We start from the raw sequence: 20,435 nt of genomic DNA, 5'->3' as shown, positions 1-20,435 counted from the left end.
TCGATTTTTTTAAACGTATCAACGACACTCACGGCCACGACATGCAAACTGCAGCAATCAAGAGAATGACCTTGTTGAATGATTTGCGCTATGCAGTTAAGAACAAAGAATTGTTTATTGAGTACCAGCCAATTGCATGTTTCAGCAGCCAGAAAGTGATGAAAGCTGAAGCGTTACTTCGATGGCAGCATCCCACGAAGGGGAGAATTACACCAGATGAATTTATTCCACTTGCGGAAGAATCTGGACTCATCATTGATATCAGTAATTGGGTATTTAATGAAGTCTGTGCCAATATCAAACAATGGAAAGCCCAAAACCGTCAAGAGCTGCAGGTGAGTATTAATACGTCACCTAGCCACTACTTCAATTTAGAATCTAATATAACTCAATGGTTAAACCTGCTTTTAGACCAGAAGATCTCTGCGCGTTCTATACTTCTTGAAGTCACGGAAAACTTATTAATGGAAGCCAATGAGATGGTGTCCAAGAAGCTTTTCCAGTTTAGGCAAGCAGGCGTTGATATCGCGTTGGATGATTTTGGTACAGGTTACAGCTCTATTTCTTATTTAAAGCGCTTTCCTACAGACTTTATCAAGATTGACAGGAGCTTTGTGAAGTCGATGACTGACGTTAGCAATGATAAGGTGCTGTGCGAAGCCATTATTGTGATGGCGAATAGACTCGGAATAAAGGTAGTAGCGGAAGGTGTCGAGACACAAGAACAATACGATATTCTAAAAAGCATGGGCTGTGATTATGCGCAGGGTTATTTCATTGCAAAACCGCTCAGCAAATCAGACTTTGAGTCCTTTTGGGAGAGGCACTAGCGCAACTTTGCCGCGCTAGTGCTTAATTTAATAGGGCTTAAGACAGCGTTGCTAACGCTTTACCAGAGTATTGCTCTAGTTCGTTGGTGCGGTTTTCTTTTATTTTGTTTGCCCAGTTCGGATCTTGTAGTAGCGCTCTTCCTACAGCAACCAGATCAAATTCGCCAGCGTCTAAACGTTCAAGTAAATCATCGACTGAGCGAGTGCTGGAATCTTGCCCTTTGAATGCGCCGAAGAAGTCGTCATTGAGCCCAACTGACCCTACCGTTATGGTGGGCTTGCCAGTTAATTTTTTCGTCCAGCCTGCAAGGTTTAAATCACTGCCTTCAAATTCGTTTTCCCAATAGCGGCGCTGAGAACAATGAAAAACATCTACTCCAGCTTCACTTAGCGGAAGAAGAAACTGTTCTAGTTCTTGGGGCGTGTGCGCTAAACGAGCGGTGTAATCTTGTTGTTTCCACTGCGAATAGCGCAGTACGATCGGAAAATCGGGACCGGTTGCATCACGTATGGCTTTAATTATTTCAACCGCAAATCGTCCACGATTTTCCATGTTACCGCCCCAACTGTCGGTTCGCTGGTTTGTACCTTCCCAGAAGAACTGGTCGATTAGATAACCATGAGCACCGTGAATCTCAATTCCATCCATACCGATAGTTTTGGCATCTGCTGCTGCTTGTGCAAAGGCAGTAATCACGGATTCAATGTGTTCAACGGTCATAGGTTCAGCGCCCTGTTTTCCTGGTTTGAATAAACCTGATGGCCCTGCACTTGGAAGTTCAGGATAAGGCGCTTTTTCCGCTACCCTCGCCATACCCACGTGCCATAGTTGAGGCATAATTTTCCCACCGACACTGTGAACTTCATCTACCACATTTTTCCAACCGGCTAGCGCTTCATCGCCATGGAATTGAGGGATATTTGCATCCATCGTAGCGACTGTATCGTTTACTGTAGTGCCCTCGGTGATAATCAAACCTGTGCCACCTTGAGCTCGGCGTTTATAGTAACCAGCTACATCGTTGGTAGGTACGCCGTTAGGCGAAAATTGACGAGTCATGGGGGCCATAACAATTCGGTTGGTTAACGATAAGTTGCCCTTTGAGTAAGGCTTAAACAGTGCGTTAGCTGCCATTTTTTGTTCCTGATTTCTTTATTGCAATTGGGGCCGTTTGTACTTTCATCATAGAAAATGAAACGCCGCCATTATTATAGAAGTGTTAAACAAGTCATTAAGTTGGGGATTGTTGAGTCTTGATGTACAACAAAGAATAACTGGCTCTAGTATATCCTGCGTGATGTGTTGCAGGGATAACATGATGGCTACCCAACTAAAAAACTATGGTTGATTCCAGATACTACTGTCGAGTGAGGGCAAGTCAATTTTCAAATGTTGATAGTAAGCCATAAGTAAAAGTGAGCTAAGAGCTCCATATCAGAAGCTCTCTTTCAGATATGAGCAGGCTTAATCTAAAATCTCTACAATTTCCCTTGTGGCTTGAATAAGGCGTACCACTTTGTTTTCAATGCGAACTGTTACTAACCCGTCTTCTCCCAAAGGCACAATGATGCGGGCATGGCTGTAAATATCACGATCTAAACGATTTCCAACGGCTAGCTTTTTTTCCCAACCCGGCGGTAATTCACCTGTTCGTTCATACTTCTTCTCTATACCCGGAGGGAGTGATTTATCTTTATGAGGGTTAGGGTTGGCGCAAGCAGGTAAACTATTTGCTGCTAGTACGGTTGTTATTCCGATAATAGGTAGAACTTTCATTGTTAACCTCGCAAATTACGTGAAAGCGATGCCCCATTTTGATGTAATTATCTACGCAAACTATTGCGCTAGTGCTTTGAACAAAAGGGCATGTAGACTCTGCATTAAAATAACTGTTTTTAGACAATCAGCAATTAAAAATAGAGAAGCCTACAAGGTGTATACGAAAATCATACCAGGCCGAGTCTACATGCTAAAAAAATCTAAAATTAGGCGTGCGGCGTGTTAACGTTAAAACGTTTATAATTGCTAACGAGCAAGAAAAACGATAGTTGAGTCTAACACAAAGAACGTGACATTTTATAAGTGACAAATGAAGGATGACAATGAGTGATATTGCATTTACCCGTGAGGAAAAAGACGCGCTAGTCTCTAAACTGCAACGATATTTTGATGATGAATTAAGCGTGGAACTTGGTCAATTTGACGGAGAATTTCTTCTGGACTTCATTAGTAAAGAAATGGGCACATCGTTTTATAATAAAGGCGTAAACGACGCGAGAGCCGTTGTTGCATCTCGCTTACAGGTCATTGATGAAGAATTGTATGCCATCGAAAAAGTACTTTAAATTCAGAAATAAATTAAGCCTGCATTTGCAGGCTTAATCATTAGATGGCCAATCAATACCATTACGTTAGAAATGAGCTGTATTAGAGTTCCTGACGGGTAGGTCTGATGATCATTTCGTTTATGTCTACGTCGCCAGGCTGCTCTATGGCAAACGTTACTGCACGTGCAATAGCATCTGCATCGATAGCATCGTCATACATATCATCTGCCATTTGCTTTGAGTCTTTGTGAGAAATGTGGTCAGTAAGTTCTGTCGCCACTGCACCAGGTGAGATGTTGGTAGAGCGAATTTCACCATTTGACTCCCTGCGAATGCCTTCACTTATTGCTTTAACAGCGAATTTAGTTGCGCAATAAACCGTTGCTCCAGGGAACACAACATGACCTGCCACAGAGGAAAGATTGATAATATGCCCGCTTTTTTGCTCTCGCATTTGTCCTAATACCGCTGCTACTCCATACATAACGCCTTTTATGTTTACATCTATCATCTGATCCCACTCGTCAACTTTCATCTCGTCAAGCGGAGCGAGTGGCATAAGACCAGCATTGTTGACGAGCACGTCAATACGCCCATAGGCATCTATGGCCGCTTTCGCAAGCGCCTTGACTTCATCCTTTTTCGTGACATCTACCGTTTGATAAGTAGCTTGGCCACCTGAAGATTCAATTTCATCTACAAGTTTTTTAAGACGGTCTTCACGGCGGGCGCCCAACACTAATTTAGCACCTTTATCCGCAAGCATTTTCGCCGTTGCTTCTCCAAGCCCGCTACTTGCACCTGTAATGATGACAACTTTTCCAGAAACTTCGCTCATAACATTATCTTTACGTTTGATTAGTGTTAAGTTGCTACGTAAAACTATTGAAGTGGATTACTTTAACGCGCAGAAACACTGTGAGAGTGATAGTGAGAACGATGAATGAAGATTTTACAGCGGTACTTTTATTTTTAGTGGGCATTTAGCCACGCAACAACAAGGAAGAATTTCATCGTCGTCAATGAAGGCGAGGGGATCTGTGGTGTACTCAACTTCGCCTTCAATTAGCTTTGTGCGGCATGCACCACAAAAGCCTTCACGACAATGGTAGTGAATATGAACGTCCGCTGCTTCAAGGGCGTTTAAGATAGTGGAATCAGAAGGGGAAATAATCGCCCCCACATCGACAACGTCGATGTGGAGTGATTTATCGTTGCTGCTCATTAAGCTGTAGTTTTACAGCTCAAAATCAGCAAAGTCGTCTTCGCTCACGGCAGAGTCGATTTGACCAACAAGATAAGAGCTGATTTCAGACTCTTGAGGTGCCACTTGCACGTTGTCTGAATTCAAATAGTTATTCATCCATGGAAGTGGATTACTGCTTATCTCGAACGGGGTGTCTAGACCAATAGCAGACATACGTTGATTCGCAATGTACTCAACGTACTGGCAAAGAATTTCTTTATTCAAACCAATCATTGAGCCGTTTTGGAACAAGTAGTCAGCCCACTGCTTTTCTTGCTCGACAGCGTTCATGAAGATAGCGCGCGCTTCTTCTTTACACTCTTCTGCAATTTGCGCCATTTCAGGGTCATCTTTACCCTTAGCCCACAAATTAAGGATATGCTGTGTTGAAGATAAGTGCAGATTCTCGTCACGGGCAATCAAACGAATAATCTTAGAATTACCTTCCATCAGCTTCCGCTCAGCGAAAGCGAATGTGCAGGCAAAAGACACGTAGAAACGGATTGCTTCCAGTGCGTTCACCGAGTTCATGCATAGGTAAAGCTTCTTCTTAAGCTCATACATGTTGATAGTGTGTGCAACACCATTCACTGTATGTACGCCTTCACCCTGTGTCTGCCAAAGCTGAGTGGCGAAAATGAGATCATCGTAATATTTAGAAATATCAGCAGCACGTCGCTTAATTTCGTCATTCACTACGATATCTTCGAATATTTCGCTTGGGTCTGAGAACAAGTTTCTCAAAATATGAGTATACGAACGTGAGTGAATAGTCTCGAAGAAAGACCATGTTTCAACCCAAGTTTCTAACTCTGGTAGTGAAATAATAGGCAAGAACGCGATGTTCGGGCTACGGCCTTGCACCGAATCTAACAGGGTTTGGTACTTAAGGTTTGAAATAAAGATGTGCTTTTCTGGGTCGGTCAATTTTTGGAAATCAACACGGTCGCGAGAAACGTCAACTTCTTCAGGGCGCCAAAAAAAGCTAATTTGCTTCTCAATAAGCTTTTCGAATATGGCATGCTTTTGCTGGTCGTAGCGTGCAACGTTTACGGGGTTACCGAAAAACATCGGCTCGATCAATGGATTAGTACTTTGCTGATTAAACGTAGTGTATTTCATGATGGCCTAACTAAAAACTTAATGATTAACGCGTATTATTGTTTGTGTTCTTGCTGCGAAACGTTAATGGCAAATGCAGTTAACTCCTTTTATGCATTTGCCATTTAAACAGGGGGCGTGTTCTAAATCTTACACGCACCGCCTGCACAATCATCATCTTCCTCTACAACCACTTCTTCTTGACGTGGCATAGGCTCGCTCGCTTTAGCATCGAGAGCAGATGTGTCTGACGCGCCGTCGCGAGTGTTATGATAGTAAAGTGTTTTAACACCCAGTTTATACGTAGTAAGAAGGTCCTTAAGAAGAAGCTTCATTGGTACCTTGTTACCTTCGTAACGGCTTGGATCGTAGTTGGTATTCGCTGAGATAGTTTGGTCGATAAACTTCTGCATGATACCAACAAGTTGTAGGTAACCATCGTTTGAAGGAATATCCCAAAGTAGCTCGTATTGGTCTCTTAGCGTTTCGTACTCAGGTACAACTTGCTTAAGAACACCATCTTTACTCGACTTAATGCTGATAAAACCACGCGGTGGCTCAATGCCGTTTGTCGCGTTTGAAATCTGAGAAGACGTCTCTGACGGCATTAATGCTGACAGCGTAGAGTTACGCAAACCGTGAGTTTTGATTTCTTCACGAAGTGCATCCCAGTCGTAATGAAGTGGTTCATTACATACGCTATCAAGATCTTTCTTGTAGCTATCAATTGGCATGATGCCTTGAGAATAGGTGGTTTCGTTAAACTTAGGACACGCACCTTTTTCTTTAGCAAGATTGTTCGACGCTTTAAGTAGATAGTACTGCATTGCTTCGAACGTGCGGTGAACTAGACCGTTCGCGCTGTGATCAGAATACTTAACGCCATTTTTAGCAAGGTAGTATGCAAAGTTGATAACACCAACACCTAGCGTACGACGTCCCATCGTAGCATTATATGCAGCAGGAACGGGGTAGTCTTGGTAATCAAGCAGGTTATCTAGCGCACGTACTGCAAGGTCAGACAACTCTTCAAACTCGTCCAGTGACTTAATCGCACCTAAGTTAAACGCTGACAGCGTACATAGTGCAATTTCACCGTTCTCATCATTAACGTGCTGAAGCGGCTTAGTAGGTAGCGCAATTTCAAGGCACAGGTTGCTCTGACGAACTGGTGCAACTTCTGGGTTAAACGGGCTGTGCGTATTACAGTGGTCAACGTTTTGTAGATAAATACGACCTGTGCTTGCACGCTCTTGCATGAACAAGCTGAATAGCTCCATGGCTTTAATTTGCTTTTTGCGGATGCTGTCGTCGTTTTCGTATTTAACGTATAGCTCTTCAAACTTCTCTTGGTCAGCGAAGAATGCATCGTAAAGACCTGGAACGTCAGACGGGCTAAATAGTGAGATATAGCCGTCTTTCATCATGCGCTGGTACATTAGTTTGTTGAACTGAACGCCGTAATCTAAGTGACGTACACGGTTTTCTTCAACACCACGATTGTTCTTAAGCACTAACAGTGATTCAACTTCCATATGCCAGATAGGGTAGAACAGCGTAGCAGCGCCACCACGAACACCACCTTGTGAACAGCTTTTAACGGCTGTTTGGAAGTATTTGTAGAACGGAATACAACCCGTATGGAATGCTTCACCGCCGCGAATAGGGCTACCTAGTGCGCGTATACGGCCTGCATTTACACCGATACCAGCGCGCTGGCTTACGTATTTAACAATGGCACTTGCCGTTGCATTGATTGAATCTAAGCTGTCGCCGGTTTCGATAAGTACACATGAGCTAAACTGGCGAGTAGGCGTACGTACGCCAGCCATAATAGGTGTAGGCAATGACAGCTTGAATGTTGAAGCGGCATCATAGAAGCGGCGGATGTAGTCCATACGCGTCGCTTTATCGTAATTTGCGAAAAGGCATGCCGCCACTAAAATATATAGGAACTGAGCACTTTCGTAGATTTCACCTGTAACTCGGTTTTGAACCAGGTATTTACCTTCGAGCTGTTTAACTGCAGCGTAGCTGAAGTTCATGTCTCGCCAATGGTCGATATACGAGTCCATTTCAGCGAATTCTTCAGGCGTGTAGTCTTCAAGCAGGTGCTTATCGTATTTGCCCATATCAACCATTTTACCTACATGCTCAAGTAGGGCAGGCGGCTCAAATTGACCATAGGCTTTTTTGCGAAGGTGGAAAATGGCCAAGCGCGCAGCCAGGTATTGATAATCTGGCGCATCGGTAGAAATAAGATCTGCCGCTGATTTGATCAGGGTTTCATGGATCTCGCTAGTATTGATACCGTCATAAAACTGGATTTGTGCCTTGATTTCAACTTGTGAAACTGAAACGTTTTTAAGTCCTTTGGCTGCCCATGTCACGACTTTGTGGATTTTCTCTAAGTCGATGGACTCTTTTTCACCGTTGCGTTTGGTGACTAATAAGTTGTTGTTCATGTTACTGGCCGTTTGTCTGTTAGCGCTTGATGCGTGGGCTATGTAATGCCCATTTTCATTTTTAATTTATTGAGTGTGAGTGAGATTATCACCATTGGCTCACGCCAGATAACAACACACACGAAAGCGGCCTAAACCAATACCGAAAGTACAAAGTAGAGACTGCTCATTTAATTTTTTCACTGCATTTATATTTTCAGCGAGGTTGATGTCACACACTGCATATGGCATTGCCATAATCTCGTTAGCGATCTGTGCGATCCCAGAAAATCTGCATTGGGATCACGTGCTGAATTAAACACAAGATAGTGAGGTTTTAGTCTTAATGCAACCCAATATCTGGTGGTATTTCAAGCACTCAATCTGGCATGAAATTTATGTTAGTAACAACTAACTTTTTAGCGTTCTACAAGCGTAAAATATCTGGATTGCAAGCATTTTTAATTAATTCTTCGACATAAAAATTAATTTATTCTTAGAAAATAGTTTTTATATAAACACGATATATGGTGTTTAAAATATCGCCGCAACCCAATATATAGTGTTAAATTAATTTTGCGCTACTGTATATAGTAAGTAGTTAACGTCGACATTATTCGCAGAGAGATAAAAGCCTTGAGAAATTGGGTCCATGTGTAGACCTGTCATATCTCGAGGCAGCAAACCAGCATGATCGGTCATCGCCATAAGTTCAGATGGTTTGATGAACTTACTGTGATCATGGGTGCCTTTTGGAACCAGTTTAAGGATATATTCCGCTCCTACGATCCCCATCAGATACGACTTTAGGTTTCGGTTAAGCGTAGAAAAGAAAACATGGCCACCAGGCTTAACCAACTTAGCACAGGCCAGTACAACAGAAGCAGGGTCGGGTACATGCTCTAACATTTCCATACAGGTTACCACGTCGAACTGTCCTGCATTTGCTTCTGCGAATGCTTCGGCAGTTGAACATACGTAGTCAACTTTTACACCTGATTCTAAACCGTGCAGCTTCGCTACTTCTAACGAGGCTTCTGCCATATCTAAACCTGTTACCGTCGCGCCTGCACGCGCCATAGATTCTGCTAAAATACCGCCACCACAGCCAATATCGACGACTTTTTTGTCAAACAGGCCTTCACTGTGTTGATTAATGAAGTCTAAGCGAAGTGGGTTAATAAGGTGCAATGGCTTAAATTCGCCTTCTGGATCCCACCAGCGTGAAGCGAGTTCAGAGAACTTATTGATTTCTTGTTGATCGACGTTCGTCATGAGTAAAACAATCCTTAATCTATCTCTTTTTAAGATATCGTAAATCGAGGTTGTGTTTCACTGTTTTTAAACAGAAATAGACAAATTATAAGAAGGGTCGAACGAAAAATAATCGCTTGCCTTTTAGTTGATTAATAAGCGTAATTAAGCGCTACATAATTCTGTCATCAAGTGGTACACTCGAAGCACGATTATGACCCACATAATAATAACAGTGCGCTCCCACGCCTTGTTTTCACAATGATGTGAAGCGAAGTGCTGGATAACGCAGAACAAACCAAGATAAAGGGATTAAGCAGTTTATGTCTGATAACGCTAAAGAAATCCTCCCCGTTAATATTGAGGAAGAGTTAAAGAACTCTTACCTTGATTACGCGATGAGCGTTATTGTCGGGCGAGCCTTGCCTGACGTAAGAGATGGCTTGAAGCCAGTGCACCGTCGTGTGCTGTTCGCAATGAACGAACTGAAAAACGACTTTAACAAGCCATACAAAAAATCTGCCCGTGTGGTAGGTGACGTAATTGGTAAATATCACCCTCACGGTGACTCTGCAGTTTACGACACTATTGTTCGTATGGCCCAACCGTTCTCACTTCGCTATATGCTAGTAGACGGTCAAGGTAACTTCGGATCGGTAGACGGCGACTCTGCTGCTGCGATGCGTTATACCGAAGTTCGCATGGCTAAAATTGCGCACGAGTTACTTGCCGATTTAGATAAAGAGACCGTAGATTTCGTACCTAACTACGATGGTACAGAGCATATTCCTGAAGTATTACCAACGAAGGTGCCTAACCTTCTTGTTAACGGCTCATCGGGTATTGCGGTTGGTATGGCGACGAATATTCCGCCACATAACCTCACCGAAGTGATCAACGGCTGCGTAGCGTTAATTCAAGATCCGTCTATTACCATCGACGACTTGATGACACACATCCCAGGTCCAGATTTCCCAACGGCAGCTATGATTAGTGGGCGCAAGGGAATTGAAGATGCGTATCGCACAGGTCGCGGTAAAATTTATCTTCGTGCTAAGGCGGAAATTGAAACTGACAGCAACGGTAAAGAAACCATTGTTGTTAACGAGATCCCTTATCAGGTTAACAAAGCGCGTCTTATTGAAAAGATTGCTGAACTGGTAAAAGAAAAGCGCATCGAAGGCGTTTCTGCACTGCGAGACGAGTCTGATAAAGACGGTATGCGCATTGTTATCGAAGTTAAACGCAACGAATCTGCCGAAGTCCTACTTAATCATTTATACGCGAATACCCAGCTTCAAACGGTATTCGGTATTAACATGGTTGCGCTTGATAACGGTCAGCCTAAGGTATTCAACCTTAAAGAAACGCTAGAATGCTTTATTCTTCACCGCCGTGAAGTAGTAACACGTCGTACTGTTTTTGAATTACGTAAAGCCCGTGACCGCGCTCACATTCTTGAAGGTTTGGCGATAGCGCTTGCGAACATCGACCCAATTATCGAGTTGATTAAAGCGTCACAAAGCCCAGCAGACGCCAAGAAATCGCTTGTAGCACAAGGTTGGGACTTAGGTGATGTAGCGCAAATGCTGGAGCGCGCAGGCGATGACGCTGCACGCCCTGATTGGCTAATGCCAGAATTTGGTATTCGCGACGGCAAGTACTACCTGACAGAACAGCAAGCGCAAGCTATTCTTGACCTTCGCTTACACAAGCTAACAGGTCTTGAGCACGAGAAAATTCTAGAAGAGTATAAGCAACTTCTAGAGATCATCGCAGAACTTCTTCACATCCTAAACAGCCCAGAGCGTTTGATGGAAGTGATTCAAGAAGAACTTGAAAAAGTACGTGATGAATTTGGTGATGAGCGTCGTACTGAAATTACGGCAGCAAGTCACGATATTGATATTGAAGATCTTATAGAGCAAGAAGATGTTGTAGTAACGCTTTCTCGCGAAGGTTATGTGAAATATCAAAAACTTACAGACTACGAAGCACAGCGTCGTGGTGGCCGTGGTAAATCAGCAACCAAGATGAAAGATGAAGATTTCATCGAAAGATTATTGGTAGCTAATACCCACGATCACATACTTTGCTTCTCAACCCGTGGTCGCTTGTACTGGTTGAAAGTATATCAGTTGCCGTTTGCTAGCCGTAACGCGCGCGGACGCCCAATTGTTAACATCCTACCGCTTGAAGAGAACGAACGTATTACTGCTATTCTTCCTATTAAAGAGTTTGAAGAAGGCAAGTTTGTACTGATGGCGACGGCAAACGGTACGGTTAAAAAGACTGACCTGAGCCTATATTCTCGCCCACGTTCAAGCGGTATTATCGCCGTTAACCTGAACGAAGGTGATGAGCTGATTGGTGTTGATATCACTCACGGTGATGACGACATAATGTTGTTCTCTGATGCAGGTAAAGTGGTTCGCTTCAACGAGAAGCTTCGCGACAGCGAAACCGGTGAAGTTAAGCGTGACCCAGAGACGGGTGAAGAGCTTCTGGCACTTCGTCCTATGGGAAGAACAGCCACAGGTGTTCGCGGTATTCGTCTGCAAGATGGTCAAAAAGTGGTATCACTTATTGTTCCTAAAGGCGACGGCCCAATCCTGACAGCAACAGAGAATGGTTTCGGTAAGCGTACTCCGCTTGAAGATTACCCTGCGAAGAGCCGTGCGACACAAGGTGTTGTATCAATTAAGGTGTCTGAGCGTAATGGTAAAGTGGTTGGCGCGGTTCAAGTAGACGAAACCAATGAAATTATGCTTATTAGTGACCAAGGAACACTGGTTCGTACCCGTGTAGGCGAAGTGTCAGTAGTAGGCCGTAACACACAAGGCGTTCGCTTAATACGTACAGTAGAAGGTGAGCACGTTGTAGGGTTACAACGCATTGAAGAAGTGGAAGAGTTACAAGAATTCGACGAAGACGGTAACCTAATCATTTCAGACGATGCGCCAGAACAAGCAGAAACTGCTGTTCAAGAGCAAGAGAACACCGCAGAAGACGGTGATGGCTCAACGACAGAAGAGTAGGGATAGGGCGCAGGTATTCATACTTGCGCATTATCAGTGTTCTTTCAAACAAGCGGCTTAAGCCGCTTGTTTACCTAATAGACCCGCAAAACGTTCAAAAAAAAGCGAGTTAAACGGTAATTATCTACAGGTGTTGAAAAACGCGATGAAAGAGGTTTTTAATTTTAGTGCTGGCCCGGCTATGCTTCCAAAAGAAGTCATGGAAAAAGCACAATCAGAATTTACAAATTGGCGCGATTTAGGCTGCTCTGTAATGGAAGTAAGCCATCGTGGTAAAGACTTCATTGAAATAGCGGCAAAAGCTGAGCAAGATTTGCGAGATTTATTGTCCATTCCTTCCAACTACCATGTGCTGTTCACGCACGGTGGTGGACGTGGGCAATTTGCCGCTGTACCGCTCAACTTATCCAACGCTAACGATACCAGTCTTCACTTAGTCAGCGGTTCTTGGTCTAAAGGTGCCGTTGACGAAGCAAACAAATACAACCACGCCAAAGTGGTGGGTGAAGTGTCTGAAAAAGACGGCTGTCACTACATTGCGCAGCCTCTGTTGAGCGATATTGATCAATCTGCCGCGTATTACCATTTCTGTCCAAATGAAACCGTTGACGGAATCGCTTTTGATTGGCTACCAGAGTCGGGCAAGGTTCCGCTGGTTTCTGATATGTCTTCGACTATATTGTCTCAGCCATTAGATGTAGCAAAACATGGCGTTATATACGCTGGCGCACAAAAGAATATCGGCCCAAGCGGCTTATCAGTTGTTATTGTTCGCGAAGACCTGGTTGGCAAAGCACGTAAAGAAACGCCCTCTATCTTCGATTATGCACTAGCGGCAAAGTCTGACTCTATGTACAACACACCGCCAACGTTCTCTTGGTACTTAGCGGGGCTTGTATTTGAATGGCTTAAAGATATGGGCGGCGTTGACGCTATGGCTAAACGCAATGCTGAAAAAGCGGCGTTATTGTATTCAGCTATCGACAGCTCTGACTTCTATTCAAGTAAAGTTCACCCTGACAACCGTTCAAAAATGAACGTGCCGTTTCATTTAGCCAATGCTGAACTTGACGGATTGTTCCTTAAACAGTCACAAGAAGCAGGGTTACTTGCTCTTAAAGGGCATCGTTCAGTAGGGGGCATGCGTGCCAGTATTTATAATGCAATGCCAGTAGAGGGCATTGTTGCGCTAGTTGAATTTATGCGCGAATTTGAAAGAGTGAATGGATAAAATGGAGCAGTTAACATTAGACCCGATTGCAAAAGTATCGGGAGAGGTCAATGTACCTGGCTCAAAAAGTCTGTCTAACCGCGCACTACTGCTAGCCGCGTTAGCTGAAGGTGAAACTGAATTAACTAACTTGCTTGATAGCGAAGATATTGAGCACATGTTAAATGCACTCACTAAATTAGGCATTAACTATCGCTTGAGCGAAGACAAAACGCAATGTGTTGTACAAGGTAACGGTGGCGCGTTCAACGTAGCTGAGCCCTTAGAGCTTTTCCTAGGCAATGCCGGTACAGCAATGCGACCTTTGTGCGCGGCACTTGCTGCTAGTAATGTCGACACAGTACTTACCGGTGAGCCGCGTATGGAAGAGCGCCCAATTGGCGACTTAGTCGATGCGCTGCGCGAAGCCGATGCTGAAGTAACTTACCTTAAAAATGAAGGTTACCCGCCGCTACAAGTTAAAGGTAAGACTTTAAACGGCGGTGAAATGTCGGTAGACGGCAGCGTATCTAGCCAATTCTTGACTGCGCTTTTAATGGCTGCCCCATTATTTTCAGGTGATGTGACTATACGAATAAAAGGTGAGTTGGTCTCTAAACCCTATATCGATATCACGTTAGATACCATGGCGAAGTTTGGCGTTACTGTTAAAAATGATAACTACCAAACGTTCACGATTTCTGGTGACGCTAAGTATATTGCGCCGGGTAAATTTATGGTAGAAGGCGATGCATCGTCAGCATCTTACTTCCTTGCAGCCGGTGCCATTAAAGGTGGAACGGTACGCGTAACCGGAATTGGCCAGAACAGCATTCAAGGTGACATTCGTTTTGCTGATGTACTTGAGGCCATGGGTGCAACGGTGGTTTGGAACGATGAGTATGTTGAAATAACGGGTGCGCCGCTTAAAGGCGTGAACATGGATATGAACCATATTCCAGATGCGGCCATGACCATCGCGACTACGGCATTGTTTGCTGAAGGTCCAACTACCATGACTAATATTTATAACTGGCGTGTTAAGGAAACAGACCGTCTTGCGGCTATGGCCACCGAGCTTCAAAAGTTGGGTGCGAAAGTGGAAGAAGGGCATGACTATATTAAAGTGTGGCCGACTGACTCGCTAAAACATGCTGAGATAGACACGTATAACGACCATCGCATTGCCATGTGCTTCTCGCTTGTTGCGTTAAGCGATACGCCGGTAACAATAAACGACCCGGGCTGCACGCGCAAAACGTTCCCAGACTACTTTACCCGCTTTAAAACACTGTATAGCGCGTAAAGGCTCAAAAAATATTCCTCATAAATAATGGTAGGCAATGCCGGTAATCGCCTTACTTGCCCCATTGATCTGAATCAGGTTTAACCTGATGTTCAATGCCGCCAATTAGAGGCGGCATTGCTTATCTCTCACTAAAGCGTATAATTGCGCGCGATTTTTAGTAATTTAAACGATGGAGCAGGTATGCATTCCACACCCGTAGTCACGGTTGACGGTCCTAGTGGTGCTGGTAAAGGTACGTTAAGTAGCTTGCTGGCAAAGAAATTAGGGTGGCACTTTCTAGATAGCGGCGCAATTTACCGCGTATTAGCAGTTGCTGCACTTCACCACGACCTTCCGTGTGATGATGAAGAATGTGTTGTTCCTCTAGCAACCGGTCTTGATGTTAGTTTCGAGACGAATGGCGATAGCACTCGCATAATCTTAGAAGGCGAAGACGTTACTGACGATATTCGCACCGAAGAAGTTGGCGCCGTGGCGTCAAAAGTTGCGGCATTACCCCGGGTTCGCGAAGCACTACTTCGCAGACAGCGTGCTTTCCAACAAGATCCTGGTCTTGTTGCCGACGGTCGCGACATGGGTACAGTGGTATTTCCCGAAGCGCCTGTAAAGATTTTTCTTACAGCAAGCGCAGAAGCCCGTGCAGAACGCCGCTATAGCCAGTTGAAAGCAAAGGGCATGGATGTTAATATTGCGCGCCTTTTAACCGATATCAAGGCAAGAGACGAGCGCGATACACAGCGTGCAGTGGCTCCTTTGGTACCGGCACAAGATGCAGTAATTATAGATTCAACGGACTTGGATATTGACCAAGTCTTTGAAAAAGCGATGGATATTATTTCCTCACGCCTTTAATGACGAGAGCTGATCGCATCCAAAGCAGTGTTGCTACAGGAAGTGGCGACTAATTTTAATAACCCCGCGTTATCCGGATAAGAAGCGTGGATATCAACTTAAAAGTTATTTGAGACTTATGACTGAAAATTTTGCACAACTTTTTGAAGAAAGCTTACAAGAACTAGAAACACGTCCTGGTTCAATTGTAAAAGGTACTGTTGTTTCTATCGACAAAGACATCGTTCTTGTTGATGCAGGCTTGAAATCAGAAAGTGCTATCCCAGCTGACCAATTCAAAAACGCTGAAGGCGAACTAGAAATCGCTATCGGTGACCAAGTAGACGTAGCACTAGATGCAGTTGAAGACGGTTTCGGTGAAACTATCCTTTCTCGCGAAAAAGCGAAGCGTCACGAAGCGTGGGTTGAGCTGGAAAAAGCTTACGAAGATAAAGCTACTATCAAAGGCGTTATCAACGGTAAAGTTAAAGGCGGTTTCACTGTTGAAGTTAACAGTGTACGCGCGTTCCTTCCTGGTTCTCTTGTTGACGTACGTCCGGTACGTGACACTACGCACCTTGAAGGCAAAGAGCTTGAATTTAAAGTTATCAAGCTTGACGCTAAGCGTAACAACGTTGTTGTTTCTCGTCGTGCAGTTATCGAAGCAGAAAGCAGCGCAGAGCGCGAGACGCTTCTTGCTAACCTTGAAGAAGGTCATGAAATCAAGGGTATCGTTAAGAACCTTACCGATTACGGTGCGTTCGTTGACCTTGGTGGCGTAGACGGTCTTCTACACATCACTGACATGGCTTGGAAGCGCGTTAAGCACCCAAGTGAAATCGTGAATGTTGGTGACGAAATCAACGTTAAAGTACTTAAGTTCGACAAAGAGAAGCAGCGTGTTTCTCTTGGTATGAAGCAAATGGGCAACGATCCATGGCAAGAAATTGCTTCTCGTTACCCAGAAGGTACTAAGATCAACGGTCAGGTTACTAACCTTACTGACTACGGCTGCTTCGTTGAAATCGAAGACGGCGTTGAAGGTCTTGTACACGTTTCTGAAATGGATTGGACTAACAAGAACATCCACCCATCTAAAGTTGTTAACCTAGGTGACACTGTAGATGTAATGGTTCTTGAAATTGACGAAGAGCGTCGTCGTATTTCTCTAGGTCTTAAGCAGTGCATTGCTAACCCTTGGGAAACATTTGCTGAGTCACACGAAAAAGGTGACAAAGTGTCTGGTAAGATCAAGTCAATCACTGACTTCGGTATCTTCATCGGTCTTGACGGCGGCATCGACGGTCTAGTTCACCTTTCTGACATCAGCTGGAACAAGTCTGGTGAAGACGCGGTTCGCGACTACAAGAAAGGCGACGAAATCTCTGCAGTTGTACTTCAAGTCGACCCAGAGCGTGAGCGTATCTCTCTTGGCGTTAAGCAAATCGAAGAAGATCCTTTCAACAAGTATCTGACAGATAACAAGAAAGGTGCTATCGTTACTGGTACAGTAACAGCAGTTGATGCGAAAGGCGTTACTGTAAACCTAGCTGAAGAAGTTGACGGCTACATCCGCGTTGCAGATCTTGCTGTAGAGCGTGTTGAAGACGCAACAGAAGTAGCAAGCGTTGGTGATAGCATCGAAGCGAAGTTCATGGGCGTTGACCGTAAGAACCGCACTGTTAACCTATCTGTTAAAGCGAAAGATCAGGCTGACGAAAAAGAAGCTATCGATAAAGTTAACCAGCAAGAAGATGTTGGTTTCGCTAACGCGATGGCAGAAGCATTTAAAGCTGCTAAAGGCGAATAATGCTTTTGTGGGTGTGCAGATGCACACCCAATTCGCGATAGCTGTTTAAACAATAATATTGACAATGAGGTTAAGCATGACCAAGTCTGAATTAATTGAACGGCTCGCGGATCAAGCGCGTCATATTCCGGCGAAGGAACTTGAGCTGGCGATAAAAGAACTTCTAGAGCAAATGGCGCAAACTCTCCAAAAGGGTGAGCGTATTGAAATTAGAGGTTTTGGCAGTTTCTCTCTTCACTACCGCGCTCCACGCGTAGGTAGAAACCCAAAAACGGGTGAGACAGTGAAACTTGACGGTAAATATGTACCGCACTTTAAGCCTGGTAAAGAGCTTCGCGAAAGGGTAGACGCCTCAATCGCATAATGCATTTTAAAAGCCGCTGAAAAGCGGCTTTTTTGTGTCTGCTGCCTTATTGTTATTTAGTAAAATTCAATGGTCTATTTTCCTTAGCTAAAATAAGGCGCTCGTTATTGCTGATATACTTTCGTTTAATTTTTGATACCTATTGACCCCAACTCGAATAGGGTTATATATTGTTCAAATAATAATAAACGGTATTCATAGAAGTAATGTCAGCCGGCGACGAACAAGCAATAATAAAACAATATCAGCCGCTCATTCGCGCGTTAATTCCTTATGAACAACAAAACAAGCTGTTAGAAGGAATTAACAAGTTTTCGAAGCGTCTACCTAGTAGTGTTCGAAAAGTAGTAAAAGAGGAGGTTGTTCGATTAACGTCGTTAACCGACGCTCCTGCTGATAACTCTGCCTTTGCTCAATTCCCCGTCATGAAATTCAAGCACTTCGGGGTTCAAATGCGCCTTGATAAAGTCGGCGCGCAGATACTCAAAAACGAAACATCACTTTATCAAGACAGATATACGGTAGGCGTGTTTGAGTCAGTAATGAACTCAGACTTCTACCAAAACCAAATAAAAAAAGAACAGTTCAAAAAAATTGTCGATGCTTTTAATGTTGAAAGCCAATCGTTTACTGATATAGATTTCGGCGATGACATCGCAATTCGTCCAAACTTTACTATTTCTTCCCCCGATTTTGAGAAAGGCCGTCATTGTTCAATCAGTTCGATGTCACACAAAGGCATTGCTCTTGAAACGAAAAGGCCACCGAACGCTTCTACTGGTGACATTATTACGTTCACTATTCCTGAAGTTAAAGGACTTACTAAAGAACCGACTGAAATAACGCTTGAACTAGAGTCGGTAAAATACAACAAGCACTTAGGGAAGTATGAGACATCGTTTGTTTTTCAAGACGACGTGGATAAAGGCTTTCTTGCAACCCTTAAACGATATGTAGCGATTACCGCGTATAAACAGCCTTTGCAGCGTGATTTAGAAATAGAACGCGCCATGCAAGAACTAGAACGCGACCGAATACTTGAAAATAGCCCGTGGTTGCCCGTGTTTCTCGCGCCAGAGAAGAAGTCGCTTAAGCCCATTATTGCCCTGTTTACCAAAGCCAATGTCGAGCATAACGACGCCGAAAAACTCTTGGCTAGCCTACAAGATAAGCCTATCTTCGCGACGTTAGTTGACGAGCTACGCAAGTATAATGAAGCATATGTCTTTCATGGCAACATCAAAACCAAAAATGGTAACGTTCAAATAACAGCGACGCATAGACAACTGCTAGCATTAAAACAGCTTAACGCGTTGGTTTATCTTCTTGCCAAAAGTGGCGACTTCATCTGTACCCATTGTCGACTTGATAGCGTGACGCGAGAAGATAAACAAAAAGCGTTTGCTATTCACGATATTGCCAGTAAAGAATTTGAGCAACTGGCGCAGATCTCCCATGTTCTTTACTGTAAAGACGTGTCTGCTTATCTTACTAATCTGACTCTTTCAGCAAAATGCGATTTCAAACCCTTGTCAAAAACCTTGAGGGCTAGCGGCAATAATTGGCGAATTGATTATGTAATGGAAGAGGATTTAGATAGACGCAGTGAGACACGTTACGTTATTGATAAACCTGCCTCTATTAAAGTTGGACTGCTGACATCGATTGATGCGCGGGTTGCTGATTTAAGTGCAAGTGGAATGAAGTTAATTGTTGCACCGAAAAGTGAGCTACAAAAGGAAATTCGTGTTTCAGTACCGGAACTGAAAATTAAAGGTGAAAAATATAAGGTTGTGCACTACCAAGCGGAAACGGGCGTGGTGAGGTTGTGTCTTGTTGAAGATACACGTAAGGCTAAAGTGAGCTCGAGCGTCGATCATATGGTTGAAGAAAATACCGCGTATTTCAAAGTAAGAGATATTGCGCGTATTCAACGCTCAACTCACCGTTATATCTGGGAATTGGCGGTTAGGCATATGCCGTCTTTATCGGTACTATGTGTGATGAACCGCTTTACGTTAGACAGGCTCAAAACGGTGTATCAAAGTGACGCATCTGATGACCTTTATCCTTTTTCGCGCACTCAAAATATTATCCCACTGCACGGCTTTTTTGCAGACAAAGGGCAGGCTAAGCCCAAGTCACAAATTCTAGAGGCGATGTTCAAAGAAACATCTGAACAAGCGTTAGTGGTTCACTGCGTTAGAAAGAGCGACAGCCGCTTAGTGTATATAAAAGAACGCGACTTCCTTTTTTCTAAGTTGCGAACACAAATAAAAACTCAATTAGATGAAGAAAAAATACATCTCAGTGCCACAGATGTCACCGCTATCCGGTGTCACGGCGCGATAACGCCATTAACTAAGAAGCGTCTTGCCCAGCTATCAAAGCTAGACAAAGCCATGTATGACAAGCTCGAAACGATGCAGGCGGGTTATACACACTGTATTTTTATTACTAATATGTCAGCCCTTCACCACGATTTAGTGGTAGACAATCTTATTGCCAAACCCCAACGTCAGGATCTAGAAAGCGAAGGCGCTGCTTAATGCCAAAGCCTTCTGAGTGGGCAAATATCTATGCGGATTGGTATAACATCATTTCACTTACGCTTTTAGTGTTATCTCTTTTCGCATTTTGCTATTCTTGTAAATAAATCAACAAAAAAGG

At 43.8% G+C, this 20,435-nt stretch carries 15 protein-coding genes and 1 pseudogene; 9 read left to right on the top strand and 7 right to left on the bottom strand.

The genetic code is table 11. The annotated features are described in order from the left end of the window. Nucleotides 1-38: 38 nt before the first annotated feature. Nucleotides 39-830: pseudogene (locus tag QME20_RS13815) on the top strand (EAL domain-containing protein); the annotation flags it as partial. A gap of 37 nt (nt 831-867) precedes the next feature. On the opposite strand, the gene QME20_RS13810 reads toward QME20_RS13815, so the two are convergent. After that, complete coding sequence (locus QME20_RS13810; RefSeq protein ID WP_281716087.1) at nt 868-1,965, bottom strand: NADH:flavin oxidoreductase; 1,098 nt, start codon at nt 1,963-1,965, stop codon at nt 868-870. Nucleotides 1,966-2,295: 330 nt separating this feature from the next. Further along, a complete protein-coding gene (locus QME20_RS13805; RefSeq protein WP_239219590.1) occupies nt 2,296-2,607 on the bottom strand; it encodes a hypothetical protein in 312 nt (103 codons plus the stop codon). A gap of 326 nt (nt 2,608-2,933) precedes the next feature. Here QME20_RS13805 and QME20_RS13800 point away from each other — a divergent pair, with 326 nt between their 5' ends. Then, nucleotides 2,934-3,176, top strand: a complete 243-nt coding sequence (locus QME20_RS13800) for a DUF2164 domain-containing protein (RefSeq protein WP_281716086.1) — start codon at nt 2,934-2,936, stop codon at nt 3,174-3,176. Nucleotides 3,177-3,258: 82 nt separating this feature from the next. Here QME20_RS13800 and QME20_RS13795 read toward each other — a convergent pair whose 3' ends face one another. From QME20_RS13795 to ubiG, 5 genes are all read right to left on the bottom strand, one after another. Next, nucleotides 3,259-3,996, bottom strand: coding sequence for an SDR family oxidoreductase (locus tag QME20_RS13795; protein WP_014949651.1), 738 nt, complete (start codon nt 3,994-3,996; stop codon nt 3,259-3,261). A 114-nt stretch (nt 3,997-4,110) separates the two neighbouring features. Further along, nucleotides 4,111-4,383 (bottom strand): class I ribonucleotide reductase maintenance protein YfaE, encoded by a 273-nt coding sequence (yfaE, locus tag QME20_RS13790; protein ID WP_281716085.1) that lies wholly within the window; start codon nt 4,381-4,383, stop codon nt 4,111-4,113. A gap of 12 nt (nt 4,384-4,395) precedes the next feature. Beyond that, the gene (gene nrdB / locus QME20_RS13785; RefSeq protein WP_014949649.1) at nt 4,396-5,526 is read right to left on the bottom strand and encodes a class Ia ribonucleoside-diphosphate reductase subunit beta; all 1,131 of its coding nucleotides are present in this window, start codon (nt 5,524-5,526) and stop codon (nt 4,396-4,398) included. 122 nt (nt 5,527-5,648) lie between these two features. Next, nucleotides 5,649-7,970 carry a class 1a ribonucleoside-diphosphate reductase subunit alpha gene (nrdA, locus tag QME20_RS13780; protein ID WP_014949648.1) on the bottom strand — a complete coding sequence of 774 codons (2,322 nt, stop codon included), beginning with the start codon at nt 7,968-7,970 and terminating at the stop codon, nt 5,649-5,651. 549 nt (nt 7,971-8,519) lie between these two features. Beyond that, nucleotides 8,520-9,224 (bottom strand): bifunctional 2-polyprenyl-6-hydroxyphenol methylase/3-demethylubiquinol 3-O-methyltransferase UbiG, encoded by a 705-nt coding sequence (gene ubiG, locus QME20_RS13775; protein WP_014949647.1) that lies wholly within the window; start codon nt 9,222-9,224, stop codon nt 8,520-8,522. A 302-nt stretch (nt 9,225-9,526) separates the two neighbouring features. Between ubiG and gyrA the strand changes: the two genes are divergently transcribed. The 7 genes from gyrA to QME20_RS13740 all read left to right on the top strand — a co-directional run bounded on the left by gyrA (nt 9,527) and on the right by QME20_RS13740 (nt 20,314). Beyond that, nucleotides 9,527-12,241, top strand: a complete 2,715-nt coding sequence (gene gyrA, locus QME20_RS13770) for a DNA topoisomerase (ATP-hydrolyzing) subunit A (protein WP_014949646.1) — start codon at nt 9,527-9,529, stop codon at nt 12,239-12,241. A gap of 145 nt (nt 12,242-12,386) precedes the next feature. Further along, nucleotides 12,387-13,472, top strand: coding sequence for a 3-phosphoserine/phosphohydroxythreonine transaminase (gene serC, locus QME20_RS13765; RefSeq protein WP_281716084.1), 1,086 nt, complete (start codon nt 12,387-12,389; stop codon nt 13,470-13,472). Nucleotide 13,473: 1 nt separating this feature from the next. After that, nucleotides 13,474-14,757 (top strand): 3-phosphoshikimate 1-carboxyvinyltransferase, encoded by a 1,284-nt coding sequence (gene aroA / locus QME20_RS13760; protein WP_239257483.1) that lies wholly within the window; start codon nt 13,474-13,476, stop codon nt 14,755-14,757. A gap of 183 nt (nt 14,758-14,940) precedes the next feature. Beyond that, nucleotides 14,941-15,612 (top strand): (d)CMP kinase, encoded by a 672-nt coding sequence (cmk, locus tag QME20_RS13755; RefSeq protein ID WP_039227644.1) that lies wholly within the window; start codon nt 14,941-14,943, stop codon nt 15,610-15,612. 118 nt (nt 15,613-15,730) lie between these two features. Next, the gene (gene rpsA, locus QME20_RS13750) at nt 15,731-17,401 is read left to right on the top strand and encodes a 30S ribosomal protein S1 (protein WP_014949642.1); all 1,671 of its coding nucleotides are present in this window, start codon (nt 15,731-15,733) and stop codon (nt 17,399-17,401) included. 76 nt (nt 17,402-17,477) lie between these two features. Continuing rightward, complete coding sequence (gene ihfB / locus QME20_RS13745; RefSeq protein WP_014949641.1) at nt 17,478-17,765, top strand: integration host factor subunit beta; 288 nt, start codon at nt 17,478-17,480, stop codon at nt 17,763-17,765. A 206-nt stretch (nt 17,766-17,971) separates the two neighbouring features. Then, nucleotides 17,972-20,314 carry a PilZ domain-containing protein gene (locus QME20_RS13740; protein ID WP_014949640.1) on the top strand — a complete coding sequence of 781 codons (2,343 nt, stop codon included), beginning with the start codon at nt 17,972-17,974 and terminating at the stop codon, nt 20,312-20,314. The last annotated feature ends 121 nt before the right edge of the window (nt 20,315-20,435 follow it).

Source organism: Alteromonas sp. CyTr2, assembly GCF_947311905.1.
GTDB lineage: Bacteria > Pseudomonadota > Gammaproteobacteria > Enterobacterales > Alteromonadaceae > Alteromonas > Alteromonas macleodii.
This window is presented reverse-complemented; position numbering and strand designations above follow the sequence as displayed.

What these genes read in the sequence shown, in the direction of transcription:
- QME20_RS13810 (WP_281716087.1), bottom strand. Translation starts at nt 1,965, where the DNA reads ATGGCAGCTAACGCACTGTTTAAGCCTTACTCAAAGGGCAACTTATCG.
- QME20_RS13805 (WP_239219590.1), bottom strand. Translation starts at nt 2,607, where the DNA reads ATGAAAGTTCTACCTATTATCGGAATAACAACCGTACTAGCAGCAAAT.
- QME20_RS13800 (WP_281716086.1), top strand. Translation starts at nt 2,934, where the DNA reads ATGAGTGATATTGCATTTACCCGTGAGGAAAAAGACGCGCTAGTCTCT.
- QME20_RS13795 (WP_014949651.1), bottom strand. Translation starts at nt 3,996, where the DNA reads ATGAGCGAAGTTTCTGGAAAAGTTGTCATCATTACAGGTGCAAGTAGC.
- yfaE (WP_281716085.1), bottom strand. Translation starts at nt 4,383, where the DNA reads ATGAGCAGCAACGATAAATCACTCCACATCGACGTTGTCGATGTGGGG.
- nrdB (WP_014949649.1), bottom strand. Translation starts at nt 5,526, where the DNA reads ATGAAATACACTACGTTTAATCAGCAAAGTACTAATCCATTGATCGAG.
- nrdA (WP_014949648.1), bottom strand. Translation starts at nt 7,970, where the DNA reads ATGAACAACAACTTATTAGTCACCAAACGCAACGGTGAAAAAGAGTCC.
- ubiG (WP_014949647.1), bottom strand. Translation starts at nt 9,224, where the DNA reads ATGACGAACGTCGATCAACAAGAAATCAATAAGTTCTCTGAACTCGCT.
- gyrA (WP_014949646.1), top strand. Translation starts at nt 9,527, where the DNA reads ATGTCTGATAACGCTAAAGAAATCCTCCCCGTTAATATTGAGGAAGAG.
- serC (WP_281716084.1), top strand. Translation starts at nt 12,387, where the DNA reads ATGAAAGAGGTTTTTAATTTTAGTGCTGGCCCGGCTATGCTTCCAAAA.
- aroA (WP_239257483.1), top strand. Translation starts at nt 13,474, where the DNA reads ATGGAGCAGTTAACATTAGACCCGATTGCAAAAGTATCGGGAGAGGTC.
- cmk (WP_039227644.1), top strand. Translation starts at nt 14,941, where the DNA reads ATGCATTCCACACCCGTAGTCACGGTTGACGGTCCTAGTGGTGCTGGT.
- rpsA (WP_014949642.1), top strand. Translation starts at nt 15,731, where the DNA reads ATGACTGAAAATTTTGCACAACTTTTTGAAGAAAGCTTACAAGAACTA.
- ihfB (WP_014949641.1), top strand. Translation starts at nt 17,478, where the DNA reads ATGACCAAGTCTGAATTAATTGAACGGCTCGCGGATCAAGCGCGTCAT.
- QME20_RS13740 (WP_014949640.1), top strand. Translation starts at nt 17,972, where the DNA reads ATGTCAGCCGGCGACGAACAAGCAATAATAAAACAATATCAGCCGCTC.